The 18,415-nt window shown below is 48.8% G+C and carries 13 protein-coding genes and 1 pseudogene; 10 read left to right on the top strand and 4 right to left on the bottom strand.

Annotated features, from left to right (window positions below):
• Nucleotides 1–95: 95 nt before the first annotated feature.
• Complete coding sequence (locus tag A7K91_RS16870; RefSeq protein ID WP_082967550.1) at nucleotides 96–1,298, bottom strand: AGE family epimerase/isomerase; 1,203 nt, start codon at nucleotides 1,296–1,298, stop codon at nucleotides 96–98.
• Nucleotides 1,288–2,265, bottom strand: a pseudogene (locus A7K91_RS16875) (glycoside hydrolase family 113). Before A7K91_RS16875 ends, A7K91_RS16870 begins: the two are co-directional and overlap by 11 nt.
• Before the next feature lie 307 nt (nucleotides 2,266–2,572).
• Between A7K91_RS16875 and A7K91_RS16880 the strand changes: the two are divergent.
• The 5 genes from A7K91_RS16880 (at nucleotide 2,573) to A7K91_RS16900 (ending at nucleotide 8,822) form a co-directional block, all read left to right on the top strand.
• Nucleotides 2,573–3,886, top strand: a complete 1,314-nt coding sequence (locus tag A7K91_RS16880) for an ABC transporter substrate-binding protein (protein WP_068684816.1) — start codon at nucleotides 2,573–2,575, stop codon at nucleotides 3,884–3,886.
• Between the two features lie 99 nt (nucleotides 3,887–3,985).
• The gene (locus A7K91_RS16885; protein WP_068684818.1) at nucleotides 3,986–4,876 is read left to right on the top strand and encodes a carbohydrate ABC transporter permease; all 891 of its coding nucleotides are present in this window, start codon (nucleotides 3,986–3,988) and stop codon (nucleotides 4,874–4,876) included.
• 3 nt (nucleotides 4,877–4,879) lie between these two features.
• Nucleotides 4,880–5,710 (top strand): carbohydrate ABC transporter permease, encoded by an 831-nt coding sequence (locus A7K91_RS16890; protein ID WP_068684820.1) that lies wholly within the window; start codon nucleotides 4,880–4,882, stop codon nucleotides 5,708–5,710.
• A 131-nt stretch (nucleotides 5,711–5,841) separates the two neighbouring features.
• Nucleotides 5,842–6,789: a response regulator transcription factor gene (locus A7K91_RS16895; protein WP_068684822.1), complete on the top strand. Its 948-nt coding sequence runs from the start codon at nucleotides 5,842–5,844 to the stop codon at nucleotides 6,787–6,789.
• A gap of 233 nt (nucleotides 6,790–7,022) precedes the next feature.
• Nucleotides 7,023–8,822 carry an ABC transporter ATP-binding protein gene (locus A7K91_RS16900; protein ID WP_082967551.1) on the top strand — a complete coding sequence of 600 codons (1,800 nt, stop codon included), beginning with the start codon at nucleotides 7,023–7,025 and terminating at the stop codon, nucleotides 8,820–8,822.
• 473 nt (nucleotides 8,823–9,295) lie between these two features.
• Here A7K91_RS16900 and A7K91_RS16905 read toward each other — a convergent pair whose 3' ends face one another.
• Together A7K91_RS16905 and A7K91_RS16910 are read right to left on the bottom strand one after the other, a co-directional pair.
• The gene (locus A7K91_RS16905; RefSeq protein ID WP_068684825.1) at nucleotides 9,296–10,297 is read right to left on the bottom strand and encodes an aldose 1-epimerase; all 1,002 of its coding nucleotides are present in this window, start codon (nucleotides 10,295–10,297) and stop codon (nucleotides 9,296–9,298) included.
• Between the two features lie 141 nt (nucleotides 10,298–10,438).
• Nucleotides 10,439–10,777 carry a LytTR family transcriptional regulator DNA-binding domain-containing protein gene (locus A7K91_RS16910; RefSeq protein ID WP_068684827.1) on the bottom strand — a complete coding sequence of 113 codons (339 nt, stop codon included), beginning with the start codon at nucleotides 10,775–10,777 and terminating at the stop codon, nucleotides 10,439–10,441.
• A gap of 242 nt (nucleotides 10,778–11,019) precedes the next feature.
• On the opposite strand from A7K91_RS16910, the gene A7K91_RS16915 reads away from it, so the two are divergent.
• From A7K91_RS16915 to A7K91_RS16935, 5 genes are all read left to right on the top strand, one after another.
• The gene (locus A7K91_RS16915) at nucleotides 11,020–12,117 is read left to right on the top strand and encodes a lactonase family protein (protein ID WP_169833423.1); all 1,098 of its coding nucleotides are present in this window, start codon (nucleotides 11,020–11,022) and stop codon (nucleotides 12,115–12,117) included.
• Between the two features lie 98 nt (nucleotides 12,118–12,215).
• The gene (locus A7K91_RS16920) at nucleotides 12,216–13,421 is read left to right on the top strand and encodes an MFS transporter (RefSeq protein WP_068685213.1); all 1,206 of its coding nucleotides are present in this window, start codon (nucleotides 12,216–12,218) and stop codon (nucleotides 13,419–13,421) included.
• A gap of 324 nt (nucleotides 13,422–13,745) precedes the next feature.
• The gene (locus A7K91_RS16925) at nucleotides 13,746–14,903 is read left to right on the top strand and encodes a DUF2087 domain-containing protein (protein ID WP_245697592.1); all 1,158 of its coding nucleotides are present in this window, start codon (nucleotides 13,746–13,748) and stop codon (nucleotides 14,901–14,903) included.
• Between the two features lie 101 nt (nucleotides 14,904–15,004).
• A complete protein-coding gene (locus A7K91_RS16930) occupies nucleotides 15,005–16,282 on the top strand; it encodes an MFS transporter (protein ID WP_068684830.1) in 1,278 nt (425 codons plus the stop codon).
• Nucleotides 16,283–16,803: 521 nt separating this feature from the next.
• Nucleotides 16,804–18,135: an S-layer homology domain-containing protein gene (locus tag A7K91_RS16935; protein ID WP_068684833.1), complete on the top strand. Its 1,332-nt coding sequence runs from the start codon at nucleotides 16,804–16,806 to the stop codon at nucleotides 18,133–18,135.
• The last annotated feature ends 280 nt before the right edge of the window (nucleotides 18,136–18,415 follow it).

The following is an 18,415-nucleotide window of genomic DNA, read 5'->3' on the forward strand; positions in this document are numbered from 1 at the left end:
CGAGTGTGTGGTGTGTAATTTTCAGAGTAATAGCGCCATCTTTCCAGATGCTTTTGCTTATTTATTCTCTTGCTTGTTAGAGCGAATGGCGGACTTCAATGAGCGCTGCCGCCGCGCAGGCGGCCAATCATTTCGAAGCAGGCGCGGCTGTTATGATATGGACATTTCCATGGACTGACTTTTTCGATATTGCCGCTTGGCGAACCGTCCCTCTTGACGCTCCAGAGCCATTCGCCGTATTCCGTATCTACCAATTTCGACTCAATAAAATGCCAGGATTTGCGGGCGGCCTCCAAATAGGAGAGGGTCCCGGATAATTGATAAGCATTGTAAAAGCCAACCACCGCTTCCGCTTGCGGCCACCAATCCTTGTCCGAGTCCAGCAGCTTTCCAGGCTCCGCTTCGTTGAACAATCCCCCGTCCTCGTCAACGCCTTCGCGCAATGTGACTTCTGCCATGGCAATGGCTACAGCAACGCTTTCCTCCAGCAGCTCCGGTTCGCCCAATACCTCTGCGGCTTCATGAATCAGCCAGCTGCCTTCAATATCATGGCCATAGGAAATATGGCTGTTCTGGCTGTTCCATTCCATATCGAAAAAGAGCTTGAAATGATAGGATTCGTTATCGACGATATGGCGGAGCATAACGACAATGAGCTCCCGCAGCTTGTCGCGGAGCTCAGGCTCAGGCCAAACCCGATACAGATTGGTATACGCCTCCAGCACATGAAGATGGGTATTCATCGACTTTTTAGTGTTGAGATCCTTATCGCTCAAGCTGTTTTCGTTCGTTTCGCTCCAATCCCTTGCCGACGCTTCTATATATCCCTTGTCCACGGGATCATAGCTGTGGCGCTCTAGAACATGGAACAGCTCCACTGCCTTGGTCAAGGCGTCTTCATCGCCGGTTGCCCTGTAATATTCCGAAAAGGCGTAGATGGCGAAGGCCTGCCCGTAAACCTGCTTTTTGGATGATGTGACAGCTCCCTTATAATCCAGCATCCAATACAGTCCTCCATGCTGGGGATCCGTAAAATAGGAGGTAATGTAGCGGTATGCCCGGTCGGCCATCTCCAGATACCGCGAATCCCCGTAAAGACGGAAAGCGGAAGAGAAGGTCCACAGGATGCGCGTATTCAGCACTAGGCCTTTGTCCGCCTGGCGATTAACGGTCAAATCCCTGCTGATAAAGCCGTAAAATCCGCCGTTTTCCTCGTCGATGGTATGTTCTAGCCAAAACTGCAGGATGTTATCCTTTAATTCGGCCTCTATTTTGGCCAGCCAATCCTTATTTTGCAGAGTCACGGCCGGTCAACCTCCCTTGCAGCTTGGACTCATAATAGTCCCGAATGACGCTCTCGGCCTCTTTGCCGAACATGCAATAGTCGTCATTGGCGGATGCTTCGTTTTCCTCATATAGCTGCGCGGGCCAATCCCATAGCATAAAGCCTCTTACCCAATCCCGCTTATCGCAGCTCTCCAGCATAGCTTCATAAAATTCCCGCTGCGCCGATTGACTCGGCCCGCCGATCAAGCCCCAATCATTGGGAAGAAGAGGAGAGCCTTCCCGGCTGGGACAACCAGCCTCCATAAAGAAAAATGGTTTGTTCCACTTCTCCGTCACCGCCTGAATCCGGTCGAGCTGCCGTTCCCAGTCGTGAATCGGGTAATAGCCGCTGGAGGCAATCATATCGACGGCGTCCCACCAGCCAACATTGTCCTCCTGGTACTTGTCGCAATTGTAAGTGACGATGCCGCCGTAGATCGCTCTGACCTTGGCGATAAGCTCGCGCCACTCCTTTTCCCTGCGATCGGTCTGGACCATTTCGCAGCCGATACATAACATTTCGCAGCCGCTTTGCTCCGCTATGGCGGCATAATGCAGAATAAATGCGGTGTAGGAGGCGAACCAGTCGCTCCATTTGGGCTCGCAAGGCACATCCTTGTCAAAAAAATTGATATGGGCCCGCTATGTGCCGTTAGCGCAATTGACGACTGGCTTCAAGCAGACGTTAAGCCCCAGCTGCTTCGCTTTGGCGATAGCCGCGATTACCTCGTCGTCTGTGACGGTAGGATGTTCGCGGAAGCGGATTTCGGTTGCTTGCGGATGATCCTGAAGCGCGGCAAAGGTGATGGCGGTCCAGTTAACGGAAAGCCGGGATGCCATAAGCTCCATGGACTTCTCCGCTTTCTCGCCCCTCCAGGTCCCCCGAACGCCGGTCCATCCCCAGGTCATGCCGGCGATATAAGGAAAGTGCTGTATCATTTTTGGGTTTCCTCCTATTTTGTTATTAATAATAAATGTCTTGTTATATAACAAATTAACACCACTGCTAACGGTTTGGCAATAGCTTTGGATTATTTCACAAAAGGATCATAGAGCGGGGACACCAAAAGGATATTTTACACAATAAATAGTTTAAAAAATGAGCTTTTTCGTCATGATAACGATTTCAATTTCATGTCATTTGAGGACCAGAAATGATAGCAGAAACCATTTTTCTCAATCGTGAACTGGAGTAAACTAAAAATGAAAACGGAACCAAAACTAATTTTTTAGGGGGAAAAAAGCAGTGAAAAAAAGGATAAGTCTCATTGTTTCGATTTTTGTTATGCTAACAACACTTGCTGCTTGCAGCGGCAATGGAGGCTCAACAAGCAATGGTAATGAGCCAGCGGCGAGCAAGGAACCAACGGCTTCCACTCAAGGAGACGGAGAAGAGGCCGCTGGTTCGGATATTTCCGGCGAGGTTGTTTTTTTGACTCACCGTACCGACATGGTGGACACCGAATACCTGGAGTACAAAAAACGGTTTGAAGAGAAGTATCCCAATGTCGACCTCAAGTTCGAGGGAATCCTCGACTACGATGCAACCTTGAAGGTGCGCATGGCCTCCGGGACGTTCCCCGACCTGGTCATGGTTCCAACCATTCCTAACAACGAGCTGTCGGAGCATTTCGCTCCGCTGAACGATATCGAGTTTTCCGGCGATATCTATTTTGCCGATCTGAAGGCTTATGAAGGCAATATGTATGGCGTTTCCTCCGGCGCTTCAACGGTAGGCATCGTATATAACAAAAAAGCATTCCAGCAAGCAGGCATTACGGAAATTCCGCAAACGTACGACGCTTTTCTGGAAGCGGCGCAAAAGCTTAAGGATGCGGGCATTATTCCATTAGCCTCCAACTTCAAGGATAAGTGGCCGCTGGACGCATGGGTTTATGACGTGCCAACGCTGTTTGCTGAAACAACGGCTCACCAGAACAATCGCGCGGGAACCGACACGCCTTATACGATGGACAATGAATACGGCAAATCGTGGAGCATGCTGCGGGAGCTTTATGAAAAAGGATTCCTGGAGAAGGACATTAACTCCACAAACTGGGAGCAATCCAAAAAAGATGTAGCGTCCGGCAAATTCGCCATGTATCTGCTTGGCAACTGGGTTATCAATCAGGTCATTGAAAACGGAGCCGCCTCCGAGGACATCGGATTTTTCCCTTTCCCTGTCGACAATTCCGGCAAGGTAAAAGCGCCGCTTAATCCGGACTGGTTCTATGGCGTCAACAAGGATGGCAACGTCGCCGCGGCCAAAGCATTCCTGAAGTTCCTGATTGAGGAATCCGGCTATGACGATTATTCCGGCTTTATCTCGACGCTCAAATCGAAGGAGCCAAAGCTTGGGCAGCTGGCTGAATTCAACGGCTATAACCCGACGTTCTACGAGCCGGTTCAGCCCGTAGACGCCGCTACGCAAATTCAGAATAAAGCTCAGCTTGACCAGGCTGCCGTCGTTCAGGAATTCGTTTTATCGAAGGAACCTCAGAAGGTGCTGGATAAAGTAAACGCATCATGGGCCAAGGCCAAAAAGGATCTGGGGCTGTAGAAAAATAGTCCGGTTTAAGGAACGGGGAGGCTGGTTGCGGCCGTCCCGTTCCTGCTTCCGGGCAAAACAGGTACGCATCCAGGAGAGGAGAGAAGCAGGATGCTTGGGAAAATGTCCCTGCGGTCGCAAAAAAGACTGCTATTGTTTTCATTCGTCACCGTACCTCTGCTGCTGCTGGTTACCTTTGCCTATTATCCGGCAATGGAGCTGATCCGGCTGAGCTTTACGAATTGGAACGGTATTAGCGCAGACAAGGCTTTTATCGGCTGGGCCAACTATAAGGAAGTGTTCTCCAATCCCGATATATTCGGGGTATTCCGCAACAACGTTGCTTATTTTGTCGTAGGCATCGTGCAAAACATCGTCGCTATCTATTTTGCGGTGGTGCTGAACAGCAAGCTGAAGGGGAAAAAATTTTTCCGGCTGCTGCTGTTTTTACCCTATATTTTGAACGGGGTAGCGGTGGCCTATTTGTTCGGCTATGTATTCGATACAACCAGCGGCTCGCTTAACTATTTGCTGGGTCAGCTAGGCTTCGACAAGCTGGCGGAAACGAGCTGGCTCGGGAATACGTCAATCGTTAATTATTCGCTGGCCTCCATCGGCTTCTGGCGATTTATGGGTTTTAACATGGTTATTTATTTGGCTGCCCTGCAGTCCATTCCGAATGATCTGTACGAGGCCGCGTCCATCGACGGCGCAAACGGCTGGCAGAAGTTTTTCTACATTACGATGCCTAACATCTACAAAATTATCGAGCTGAATTTATTCCTGACCGTCACCGGCGCGCTCGAAGTGTTCGACCTTCCTTTTGTGCTGACAAAAGGCGGACCCGGCGGCGCAAGCGAAACCTTTGTTATGAAAATCATCGAAACGGCATTCCAGTTCAACAATTACGGCTTGGCCTCGGCGATGAGCGTAGTGCTGCTGCTGTTCGTTATTATCGTATTGTCCATTCAGCGTTACCTGCTGAATCGAAAGGGGGACTAAGGCATGGGAAAGGCTTCGCGCGTTTGGTCCTTTGTTAAATATTTGAGCATAGCCATAGCTGTATTCGTCATCTTGTTCCCGCCGTACATTATTGTTGTTAACGCCTTTAAAACGTCCGAAGAATTTTTTGCCAAAACAGCGATTGCGCTGCCGGACAGCTTTCTCCATATCGACAATTTTATTCAGGCCTTCAAAAAAGCAAACATGCCGATTGCCTTCGGCAATACGCTGTTTATCGTGGGAGTTACGCTCCTTCTAAACATCCTTATTGGCTCCGCGTTTTGTTATGCGGTTGGCCGGTTTCAATTTAAATTCAAGGGGATGCTGGTGGGCCTGTTTCTTTTTGCAACGATCATTCCCCAAATCACAACGCAGGTCGTCAATTACAAAACGATTCAAATGCTGGGGCTGACCAACAATCTGATGGGCCCTGTGCTTCTCTACGTTGGGGCGGATATTTTGCAAATCTACATCTTTCTGCAGTTCATCCGGAATATCCCCTACGAGCTGGATGAAAGCGCGATGCTGGAGGGCGCTTCGTTGTTCCGCGTGTTCCGGTCGATTATATTCCCGCTGCTGGGACCGGCAACCGCAACAATCGTTATTTTGAAAACCATCTCCATTTATAATGATATGTTTGTGCCATATCTCTATCTGCCGCGCCCCGAGCATGTTGTTGTCTCGACCTCGCTGATGCGATTTTTCAGTATTAACAGCGGCGATTGGCAGATGATTTCATCCGCTATTCTGATCATCATGATTCCAACGGCGATTTTGTACCTGTTTCTGCAAAAGTATATTTTTGCCGGAGTTACCAGCGGCGCTGTCAAGTAGTTTGGGTTAATTAGGAAGCGTCAGGTGTGTATATAGGCGCTGCGGGAAAACAAAGCAGTTGTGTTTAAACCGCAGCTTGCTGCAAACTGGAGTAAAGTCTGAAAGCCGGCGGATAACAAGGGGTGATATAGATGAAGGTCATGATCGTCGACGATGAAGAAATGATCAGGCGCGGGCTGGAGAAGATTTTGGGCAAAATGGGGCTGGATATTGAAGTGGTCGGCTCCTACGGTAATGGCATGGAGGCTTGGAATTGCCTGTCGCGGCTGGATGATCGCGGCCTTGATGTATTGATCACCGATATCAAAATGCCGATGATGGACGGCCTCAAGCTGGCTGAAAAAATGCAGGGCAAGCCGGTGTCGCTTATTGTATTAAGCGGCTTTAGCGAATTCGAGTATGCACGCAGGGCGCTGCGCTGCGGAGTGGTGGATTATTTGCTCAAGCCGGTGGACAAAAGCCTCCTGCGGGAGGCGCTGCAAAAAATTAAAGCCGCCCGATGTGCCGAGTCGCTTTTAATGACGGGAGTTCAACGGCAGGAAGAGCATTATCCCGCCGATCCTCAAGGTGGATTCGGGGGCTCCGCCGAATTGTCGCCGGGTCAAAGTGAGGATGAAGGACAGAATCAGCATGTTTCCGCATCAACACATGCAGCCATCCAGCAGGCTGGAGGGGCGTACGAAGGTATTCATGGCGAGGAGCTGTCTTCCGGCCCTTCCGGCCGCATTCGGAAAACGCCGCATCAGGCGCGGGTCCATCCTGCTGTCCAGCAAATTCGGCAACTGCTTGAACGGGAATACGATAAAAATCTCGATATGGATATGCTGGCCGAACTTGCGGACATGAGCGCCAACTATTTGAGCAGATTGTTCAAGCAGGAAACGGGAATGACGATTACCGACTACCTGATCCTTGTGCGGATCGACAAGGCCAAGCAATATTTGCTGGATCATCATCACTTGAAAAACTATGAGATTGCTCAGCTTGTAGGATACAGCGATCCCGTTTACTTCAATAAGCTGTTTAAAAAAAGCGTTGGCGTCACGCCCAGAGAATTCCGAACGCAAGGCGGAGCCTAATTTAAGATTAATTAAAGACTAATTAAACACCCAATCCAAACCCAACCAAAGACCAAATCAAAGCCTCTATGAAATCTGTGCTACAAGCCGGTGCGAGTCCCGGTGACACTGTTTCATGGGGGTTTTTTTATGGGATATGGATTCTCCCCTTTACAGAATGGACGGATGGTCGTAAGATGAAGGCCGTAACGAACAAAACAGAGAACTTCCGCTTTGGAAGGATGGAGACGATCATGGCAAGCACAACAATGAAAAGGACTGCCAAGGCCTCATTACGAAGAACGTTTGAACAAGCAATCTCCGAAAAGGATGCAAGCCCGCTCAAATTTTTGCTGGCGGTGTACAAGGGCAATTTTGCAAATCTATTTATTTCCTTATTATTCCTTGTGGTCAAAAGCTCGCCGATTTATGTGCTGCCTATCGTGACGGCCAATATTATCAACATTACAACAAAGCCGGATCAATATCTGGTCAGCGCTATCTGGGTCAACTTTATTGTCATTCTGGTCGTCATCGTGCAAAATATTCCTACTCATGCGGCCTTTATCGCTTTTATGAGTAAAGCGATCCGCCATGTCGAAGCGGGTCTGAGAAGCGCGATGGTGCGCAAGCTCCAGCAGCTCTCTATCAATTCGCATCGCGAGCTGCCCGCGGGCAAGCTGCAATCCAAGGTGCTGCGAGACGTTGAAGCTATTGAAACCATGTCAAAGCAAATTATGCTGGCGCTGCTGCCGGCTCTGCTGAACATCATTATTGCGTTTACGATTACTGCAACCTATAGCCTGATGATTGCAACCTTCTTCATCGTGACTATTCCGATGTCGGTGCTGCTGGTTAGCTTGTTCCGGCGAAAAATTCGCAATAACAACAAGGAGTTCCGCAGGGAAATCGAGCAGATGTCCTCCCGCGTGTCGGAGATGGTGGAGATGATTCCCGTCACCAAGGCGCATGGCCTGGAAAAGGTGGAGATTGCCCGAATCGATTCCACGCTGCGAAATCTGCAAGGAAAAGGCTACAGGCTGGATATTGTGGAAGCTTATTTTGGCGCCTCCAACTGGGTGTCATTTCAGGTTTTTCAGGTATTGTGTCTGCTGTTTACCGCTTATTTGGCGTATATGGGTCAAATACCGGTTGGCGACATTGTGTTGTATCAGGGCTTTTTTGGCATGATTCTGGGCTCCGTGACAGGGCTGATGACCGTTTATCCCCAGTTAGCCAAAGGATTCGAATCCATAACCTCCATTCGCGAAATTTTGACTTCTCCCGATATTGAAGATAACAAGGGGAAAACGAAGCTGGAAGAGGTAGAGGGGCATTTTGTTTTCCGCGATGTCGAGCTGTCGTTCCCGGATAGCGAGCAGCATGTGCTGCAGCATGTTGATCTGGAGGTTCAAGCTGGAGAATGCGTGGCCTTTGTTGGAGCTTCGGGAGCGGGTAAATCAACAGTGCTGAATTTGGTTATCGGCTTTCTGCATCCCACAAACGGAACCGTATTGATGGATGGCCATGACTTGAGCGAAGTGGACTTGCGGACGTATCGAAAGCATCTTGCTGTCGTGCCTCAGACCAATATTTTGTTCTCCGGCACGATCCGTGACAATATCACATACGGGCTGAAGGATATTACGGACGAGCAAATTCAGAGGGTTGTCGAAATGGCGAATTTGACGGAGCTGATTGACAGGCTTCCGGAAGGCATACATACGCATGTAGGCGAGCACGGCGGGAAGCTGTCCGGCGGCCAGCGGCAGCGCATTGCCATCGCTCGGGCGCTCATTCGGGACCCCAAAGTCATTATTTTGGACGAGGCGACCTCGGCGCTGGACAATGAATCGGAATTCCATGTCCAGCAGGCTATGCGCGAGCTGATCAAAGGACGCACGACGTTTATCGTCGCCCACCGCTTGTCTACCATTCGCGATGCCGACCGGATCGTCGTTATGAAGCATGGACGCATAGTAGAGGTTGGCACATTTGATGAGCTGATGGAGCTTAAGGGAGAGTTTTATAATCTGAAGCAGCTGCAATTATAGAGCCTTATTAAAGGCTCAAACCAGAAATCAGTGCTTGACTTGGGCCGAGATGAAACGCTGCGGAACAGAGGGTTCTTCCGATCGCTGTTAAAGCCCGATTCCTTTTATTTTTATGAGGACTATGGTGGGAATCGGTCTTTAAAGGCGAACACTGACGTTTCTCCAGAATCCCTCCGTCCCTCCGCTAAGCTCTGTTTTCAGTCAAGCACTGATTATTAGGTTGAGCCTTAATATTTCTATCAGGAGAATTAATTAGGAGAAGTAATCAGGGATATAAAAAGGAGCCTTTAAAATCGCTTTAAAAGCAGATTTTAAAGGCTCCTTTGCTTAGGGGTTAACTTCAACTAGCTTCATTAAGGCGGCTTAGAGGCAAAGCCCATTAGTTAAAAAGCTCATTATAATGCAGAGCTCATTAAAATGTGAAAAGCTTATTTAGATGATGCCAAACACTTTGTAGTACACGCTTTTCACGGCTATTCTTTGCGCAGGTATAGACGGCTCGCGGCTTGCCAGATGCCGCCTGGCTCAAGGGAAACAAGTCCTGTTTCCTCGGCCGGCAGATCAACGTTTGGAGCATTGACCAGGTTCAACTGCGGCTCCGGACAGAAAAAGCCCGGCGTAGCGCCGTTGTTCCAAATCATCCATTGCTTGTAGGAAGGGCTGACATCGTATACCAGAACAACGCCTTCACGTGTGTCCGTCAGCTCCATTGCATTGCGGCCGTTGCGGCTTTCCGACGTATAGTGGTTGTCCATGGATTCCCAATACGGTGAAAGTCCGGTCGTCTGCATCTGGATTTCTTCCTCGCGCAGCGGCAAATGGCGTCCGGTTGGCAGCATCCGCTCGTTTAGCTCCCAGCGCTTGCCTGTCGTCAGCGTAAAGCGGTAGTCCTCCGTCGTGCTGCCCGGCGCAAACGGCGCGTTGATGGCGGTATGGAAGGCGATCATGCAAGGCATCGGCTCGTCTCCCTCATTATGTACGGACACAAGCTGCTGCAGGCCGGAATCACTCAAGCTGTAGCGCAGGGCGATTGTAAAGCGATGCGGCAAATAGGTATAGATGGGATGCTCTTCATTAACGGTAATGCTCAGAACGGCATAGCTTTCTGTTTTGCCCGTTCCGAAGTCGTCGACCTTCCATTCAGCTGTATGGAAAAAGCCATGTAAATGATTGCCCGTTTTTGCTTCGTTAACAGGGAAGGTATACGTTTTGCCGTTCCAATCAAAGGTTCCGTCCTCGTAACGGTTTGGCGGGAATAACACGGGAATGCCGTGTACGCCGGGATTGGCGCGGAAAGTATTCATTTCATCCGCCGAGGGCTCTCGCAAAAAGGTATATCCTTTTTCCGTATCGCGGAATGCAATCAGGTTTGCTCCCACTTTAGGCAAAATAGCGGCTTCGCTGCTACCATAGCGGAGCCATACGGCATCTTCATCATGAAACGTTCCAAGACTTGCTTGTCCTTGCTTGGTCATATCAATCTACTCCTTTTTTCTGCCGAAAAGTAAACGCTCACTTTCTAGAATAGCAGGGTGGCGGCAAACAAACAACCGCCCTGTTTCCCGTATGGAAACAAGGCGGTTGCCGTCAGCCGGAATGAGGCGGAGGTTATCCCCTTAGCTCTTTAGCCGCTGTGTAAATAATTGCTCGATTACGTATTGCTTGCGCCGGTTCACGTTCAATTTTTTGGCATCGGAATACTTGGCACCGAAGTAGATGGTGCCTTCGGCAATGGATTTGATTTTGGAAATGTTGACGAAGCAGTTGGAGCTTACCTGATAGAAGCCAGGCGTGCTTACTAGCTGCTTCAGCTCGGCGGCAGTCATTTTTTTAGTTCTATTGTAGTTTCTGCCGTGAAAACAAACGAGCCCCTGAACGCCGGTTTTGAAATAAAGCACATCCGACTCCACATCAAAATTTTCATAATCGTTGCGCTCCTGAAGTGCTACAATCATCCATCGTTCCCCCTTTAGGATACCTTATGAATTGTTAGCGCTTACATTATAGCATGCCGATTTTAGATTGTGAAGTGCTTTTTATGAGGAATCCGCTATCGGTTTCATCCGGGAACGAACAGCCGCGTTTGGATGTAGTCGCGGGTCTCTGGCTAAAAATGCATTGTGCCTGCAGACTGCTTGTGCTATGTTCACTTTAGTTGTAAAACAATAAAGAACATGTGCGGAGAGGAAGGGTTGAATTGATAAGCGATTTATTGAGCTGGAGCGGTCTGTTTTATGTCGGCTCGTATGGCAGCGCTGATGAATACACGATCCACGTTTGCCGCTTGAATCAGTCGAGCGGCGGGATTGAGATGCTTCAGAGGCTGGACGGCGCGCCAAATGCATCTTTTCTGGCGCTGCATCCATCAGGCGGCATGTTGTATGCCGTGAAGGAGCTGGCGGAGCATAACGGAACGCCGGGCGGCGCGCTAATTGCATTGCCGGTTGATCCGGAAACGGGATTGCTGGGGACAATCGGAGAGGATAACCCTACCTTCGGGGCCCATCCCTGTTATGTCAGCGTTGCGGCGGATGGTTCGGCTGCTTTTACCGCCAACTATTCAGGCGGCAGCATTGCCCTGCATCCCCTTGAGGCAAACGGCGTTCCCGCAGGCGGCCATAAAACGTCTCATTACGTTCATGAGTGCAAGCCGGGGCCGGTTGCTGATCGCCAGGAGGCGCCACATGCCCATTGCATCACGCCTCTGCCGGGCACGCCGTTTGTATATGTCGCCGATTTAGGCATGGATGGGGTTGTTATATATCGTTATAAAGCGGAGGCTTTCAGTCTGGAGCGGATTGGGGAGTGTCCTCTCGCGCCGGGGAGCGGGCCGCGGCATCTAGTATTTCATCCCAAGGAGCCATTTGCTTACGTTACTAATGAGCTTGCTTCCAGCGTAACGGTGCTCCGGGTTGACCGCAAAAGCGGACTGCTTTCCGTTATTCAAACCGTCTCCACTATTCCGGAAACGTATGACGGGTACAACGATTCAGCGGATATTCATATTTCGCCGGATGGCAGGTTTTTGTACAGCTCCAACAGGGGGCATGACAGCATTGCCGTATTTGCTATTGAAGAGGAAACGGGGTGTTTGACGCTTGTTCAGTTTCATACCAGCGGAGGCGTACAGCCGCGTAATTTCGGCATAACGCCGGGCGGCGATTTCCTGCTGGCCGCGAATCAGAAAAGCGGCAATATCGCGGTTTTTCGTCTTCATAAGGAAAGCGGGCGGTTGACAGCAACCGGCCAAAGCCTACAATTGTCTTCGCCTGTCAACATTACTTTTGGACGTTAAGCGTCGGAACGAAAGGAAGGTCCTGCATCTTGTCATCACCCGCATCGGCCTCCGGTCAAACGACTGGAAGCGCTCTGCGCAAGGCCACTGTTTACGCCATGCTGTTTGCCATCAGCTCCGTTCACCTGTTGAACGATGCCATGCAAACGGTAGTTACGGCGTTATTTCCAATCTTTGAAGATTCGTTAAAGCTTTCCTATGCGCAGATTGGCTGGATTGCCTTTACGCTTAATATGACCTCATCGGTTTTACAGCCGGTAGTCGGCATCTGGTCGGATAAAAGGCCAACGCCTTGGATGCTGCCGGTTGGCATGTTGTGCAGCATGATTGGTATGGCCGGGCTTGCTTTTGCGCCTAACTACGGCTTGCTGCTGCTATCTGTTGTTTTTGTTGGACTGGGCTCAGCCGTGTTTCATCCTGAGGGCTCGCGTGTCGTACACCTTGCCGCAGGCGGACGCCGGGCGTTTTCCCAATCCATCTATCAGGTGGGCGGCAATTTCGGGCAATCGTTGGGGCCGCTTATGACAGCCGCTATATTTGTTCCGCTAGGACAACGGGGAGCGGCTTGGGGCATGCTGCTTGCAGTGGCGGCTATCGCTATTTTGTTTCGGGTCGTGCCTTGGTATGCGGCCAGATTGGCCGAGCATGGAGGACAGGCGCCCCGCAAAGCAGCTAAACCGGGAACTGCGGCACAAGCCAGTGGGGCGGCCAATGCCGCCGGAGCTGCAAGAGAAGGCCTGGCAATCAGCTGGAACGTCGTTTTGTTTGCGATATCCATTTTGCTGCTTGTTGTGTTTGCCCGTTCCTGGTATGGTGCGGCTATCGGCAGCTTTTATCAGTTTTATGCAAGAGATAGCTATGGATTGTCCATTCAGGCGGCTCAAATTCCGCTGTTTCTGTTTATGATTTTTGGCGTTGCCGGAACCTTTGCAGGAGGTCTGCTGGCGGATCGGATAGGACGTAAAAAGATGATGCTGATTTCCATACTGGGCGCCGTGCCGTTTGCACTCGCGCTTCCGCATTTGCCTTTGTTTTGGGTATATCCCGTTATAGCGGTTATGGGCTTTATCCTTCAATCCGGTTTTTCCGTCAGCGTTGTTTATGCCCAGGAGCTGCTGCCGGGCAAGGTTGGCATGGCATCGGGCCTTATTACAGGGCTGGCGTTTGGCATGGGGGCGCTTGGCTCCGTAGTAATCGGCAACCTGGCAGACGCTCACGGAATGGCCTACGTAATGCTGCTGGCAAGCTTCCTTCCGCTGATTGGTTTGTTGGCAATGCTCCTGCCCAAAGATAGACGGGAATAGGGCGAGGTAAGGAAGGATCATCAAATCTCTTAAAAACAGTCTTGAAAACAGCCTTATAAACAGTGCCAGTTCGTCTCTATCAGGGCGGACAAGGCGCTGTTTTTTTTGCGAATTTAACCCAAGCTCAACATCCGTTGTTGTAAAAAAATAAACAAAATGATATATTGTTTATAAAATTATTGAATATTATCAAAAATGTTTGGTGGTGCTTATGTGGAGACTCAAGACTTGTTGTGGACGGCGGCTCCCGAGGAATTAAAAAAAGGAGTTAGCTTTGAGCCGGAAAAAGGGCAATATCGTTGTTTAGTTTGCGGGGAGTCTTTTATGAAGGGTGAGATTTTTAAGCTTCCCGAATTGGAACGGTTTTTGGATGCAGAGGCGTACGCAAGCTGGCATCTGGCTCAAGTCCATGGTTCCATGCTGGAGGTTCTTCTGAAGCTGGACAAAAGGGCGACCGGATTGACCGATTTACAAAAGGATTTGATTCGGCAGTTTGCTTCCGGCATGAGCGATGCCGAAATCGTGCGTCAAAGCGGTTCAGGAAGCGCGTCAACGATTCGGCATCACCGCTTTACGCTTAAGGAAAAGGTGAAGCAAGCCAAAATGCTGATTGCCATTGTGGAATTGATGGAGCAAGGCGGATCGCCCGACCTTTCGTTTGTTGAGGTGCACCAGACCGCTACACAGGTGGATGACCGCTATGACATGACGCAAAAGGAATATGCCGAATGGATCAAGCGTTATTTTCCAGAAGGGCCGGAGGGGCCGCTTTCCGAATTTCCGCGTAAGGAAAAACGAAAAATCGCGGTGCTTAGGCATATCGCCTCCTTTTTTAAAGACGGCGTTCGCTACCCGGAAAAAGAGGTAAATGATTTACTGAAGGTCTTTTACAAAAAGGATTATGTGTCGCTCAGGCGTTATTTGATTGAATACGGATATCTGGACCGCGAGGAGGACTGCTCCTTCTATTGGGTCAGACAAGAAAATAAAGGAGGACCGGCAATGCAAAGCAAGGATGTTAAAAAAAGAACGGACGATGGGGAGATTGCGGGAAAACCGATTCCGGCCGGAGTTAAACCAAGCAAGGAAGAACGCAAGCAGCTGACAGCCCAATATCAGGAGCGCAAGCGCGAAATGGGCGTTTATCAAATTAAAAATAATGTCAACGGCCGGGTGTTTATCGAAAGCTCAACAAATTTGAGCGGGGTTTGGAATAAAGAGCGGTTTACGCTGGACCACGGCTCTCATAAAAACAAGGAGCTGCAGCGTGAATGGAATGAATTTGGCGGCGGCCAATTTTCATATCTCATTCTCGAGACCGTTAAGACAAAGGACGATATTCGTTATGATTATAGAGATGTGACCGGTGAAGAGGTAATCGATCCGGCAAACGTTGTGCGGCAATACAAAAAGGAAGCGGACCGGCTAAAGAAGCAATGGCTCGATAAGCTTCAGCCGTACGGCGAGCAAGGTTATCATTAGCGACAGGCGCTATGGAAAGAGGTGTTGAAGCGGATAGAAGCCCTGCCGCGAAAAAAAGGCAGCTTTTGCCTCGTATTTAGAAATAGGGAGTGGACGTTCGCATGTTAAAAACAAAAAAGAACGCGGAGGGTGGTACCAGCCTTTTTCGCAACACATTTATTCAAACGATTTTGATGTCCAATATTTTGCTTCAAACCGGCATTTGGATCAGGAACTTCGCCATATTGATGTATGTAACGGATATGACGGGCGACGACCCTGTTGCGGTAGGCTTGATGGGTTTTGTGGAGTTCCTTCCCATCTTTATTTTTTCGTTTATAGGAGGAACGTTTGCAGACCGCTGGAGGCCCCGGTTAACCATGATCTGGTGTGATATTTTATCTTCAATCTCAGTGTTTGCGGTATTGCTGACGATTATTTTTGGATCATGGCATATGGTTTATTTTGTAACCTTTATTTCGGCGGTGCTTTCACAGTTTTCCCAGCCGTCCATTATGAAGCTGTTTAAGCAGCATGTGAAGCCTGAGCAGATGCAGTCTGCTATGGCGGTGTTCCAGTCTATGAGCGCTATTTTTATGGTGGTGGGGCCGTCATTAGGCGTTATTTGTTACCAGCGTTTTGGCATCGAGGTTTCGGTTGGCATTATGGGCGTTGCGTTCCTGCTTTCCGCGCTTGTATTGTTTCGAATTCCGAGCGATAAGAAGATTGAAAAAGCTCCTGCAGCAAGCGTGCGCCAAATCTGGGGCGAGTTATCCGCAGGGGTATCCTATGTATGGAAAAGCCCGGTGTTAAAATCGTTGGGCGGCACATTCGCATTAGCGGGAATTGCGGTTGGCACTGTGCAAGTCTTGAGCATTTTTGTCGTAACGGAGCGGCTTGGCCAGGAGAAGGGTTTCCTTCAATACATGCTAATGACAAACGGTGTCGCCATGCTGATAGGCGGAGCCTTGGTCATGACGCTGGCCAAAAAAATCCCGCCGCAAAAGATGTTAGCCTTCGGTATGCTGATCAGCTCCTTGACGATGGCAGGAGTGGGTTTATCAACAAGCGTGCCTTTGACGTTAGGCTTGCAATTCATTAGCGGGCTTGGTTTCCCTTGTATTCAAATTGGCATAAACACGATGATTCTCCAATGGACCGATGAAAAGTTCGTTGGCCGCGTCAATGGCGTTTTGACTCCAATGTTTGTGGGGATGATGGTCATTATGACATTGGTAGCCGGCAATCTTAAAAAGATGTATCCGCTTGTTGGCATCTACTGCGCAGCCGGGTTTGCCATGCTTCTGGGCATGCTCCTGCTGGTCCCGCTGTTTAAGTATAAGTTTCAGCAGCAACCGCAGCCGCCGCAGTCGAAGCTAGAGACTGTTCCTGAAGGTTGAGAGGATAAATGAGCTGCTTGTAATGATTGACAATCCCGTTAGTTTGAAGTAGCATTAAATCGTTGTTTGAATTGTAATGGTAAATTAAAAGTTTGAATGTAGAGTCTGAGTTCAGAGTCTCCAATTTAAAATTAAATTTAAATATTGATGTTTAGCGAAGCACGCTATTTTCCTGAAAAAGGGGAGTAGTGTGCTTTTTTGCTGCTGTGATTGAAAAACGGCGCCGCTCTGAAAGAACATTTTACAAGCCGGCTCTCCTGCTGAATTCTTTTATTCTGCATATATGGAGTTATGATTTATTGAGGGATAACAGCTGTGACCCTGTTTTGATGTATAGATTAACAGCGACTTGTTATGGCGAAAGATTTTTGGAGAAATTTTCAACAAATATCTATTGAAATGGTTGTGGAAAGAGTACAATGAATTTGGAAATCTGTGAGAAATATGATAGATGGGCAATATATAGTTTTGAAGAGTAATGACAAATGGATAGAAATTTAAACCGAAGAGGAGTTATTTATATGAAAAGAATAACAAAAAAACTTATCATTTTGACAATGACATGGACATTTCTAATAGGTGGATCAGGTATATCGACAGCAGGGGCTGCATCCAGTCCTGATGTATTTAAAGATGTATCCAGCCACTGGGCAAAAGCGCAGATCGAAGAGGCGGTTGCAAAAGGGTATGTAGCCGGTTATCCCAACGGCACGTTTAAGCCGGATGCCCCGGTAACGCGTGCGCAGTTTATTACGATGCTGGTTCGCGCGCTGGAATTGGAGCATGGGCCAGAGGGAAGCATCTGGTACACGACCTATGTTAAAGCGGCGAAGGAAGCGGCTATTTACCAGGGAGACTCCGACTTCGCGGAGTGGAATATGAACAAAGAGATCAGCCGGGAGCATATGGCTTGGTTGGCTGCCCGCGCTGCAGACGAAACGCTTGTGACGGTTGAATCTTCGGGGATCGTCAAAGAAGTTGAAATATATCGCTGGCCAGAAGTTCCTGAAAACAATGTAGTACGAACGGATGATTTTATGCGGGATTATTACGAAGGCTTTTTAACGCATACGGCATTTGCACGCGGCATACTAAACGGTTTTGGCGGCAATGTGATTGGCTTGGAGCGGACAACAACCAGGGCGCAGGCCGTGACGGTTATTGAACGTATTTTGAGCTTGAAGGCTGGTAAGAAACTTCCTGCTGACAAATATGCAACAGCAGAAGCCGAACTGCTCTGGCTGAAAACAAATGCATTTACGATGGCTCCGCATCTATTTGACGATCCCAACGGCTCCAGCATGAAAAAGAAATATCATCTTGAGGGCCTTGTTTTCAAAAACAATGTGATTCATACAGAAATTCAGCGGATTATTCTGATTGATCTGGATGATCCGAAGGACCCTTATCGAAAGCTACTACCGCAGACTAACAAGTTAGGATTTCTTAATGGAAACATCGGTAAAGTGCCGGAAGATGCTTACGCCATGTATATCGAATATGAAACAATTTCAAATAAAAACCCTAAACAATACTGGGGGAATTTATCTCTGACAACACAAAGCTATGTTTCCGTTAATGGTAAAGATGATGCCTTGACTCAACCAGCACGTTTAAATACGAATGATCCTTTGTTTACTCAAATCAATATGATTAAACCTTCTGAATCTGGAGTTGGCAAAGGAATTACGGTTTGGGGTATCCCTAATTCGGGCTTTTCTCTGTATAAACCAAGTGGCTCAAATAAGAAAAGTCGCGGGTTAAACTTTACATTCTACATTAAGCCCATCTATGGTGATGACGATATACGCAACTACATTTTTATTGGCTCTACTACACATTACGGCAAGTAACATGGAGGCGTGTGAATGAAACGAGGGCTGCTTTTATTTTTTGCGGTGATTTTATTTTCTTTATGGCAGCTTGATAATGTTGGTGCTGAAAGCCAAATTATTACGCCAAGTTATTCCCAAGTGGGAAACACAGAAAAAAAGTTGGATGACATTTATACCTATAGTGATCAAGCAACGTGGAAAGCGACGTTCACGATCCCGGCTAAACCTGGATACATCATCAACAGTGTGCGTTGGGAAGACGTGAATGGAAAATCGCTTCGTGCTGCAGCTGGCGATT

The sequence above is a fragment of the Paenibacillus oryzae genome (assembly GCF_001675045.1).
Classification (GTDB): Bacteria; Bacillota; Bacilli; order Paenibacillales; family Paenibacillaceae; genus Pristimantibacillus; species Pristimantibacillus oryzae.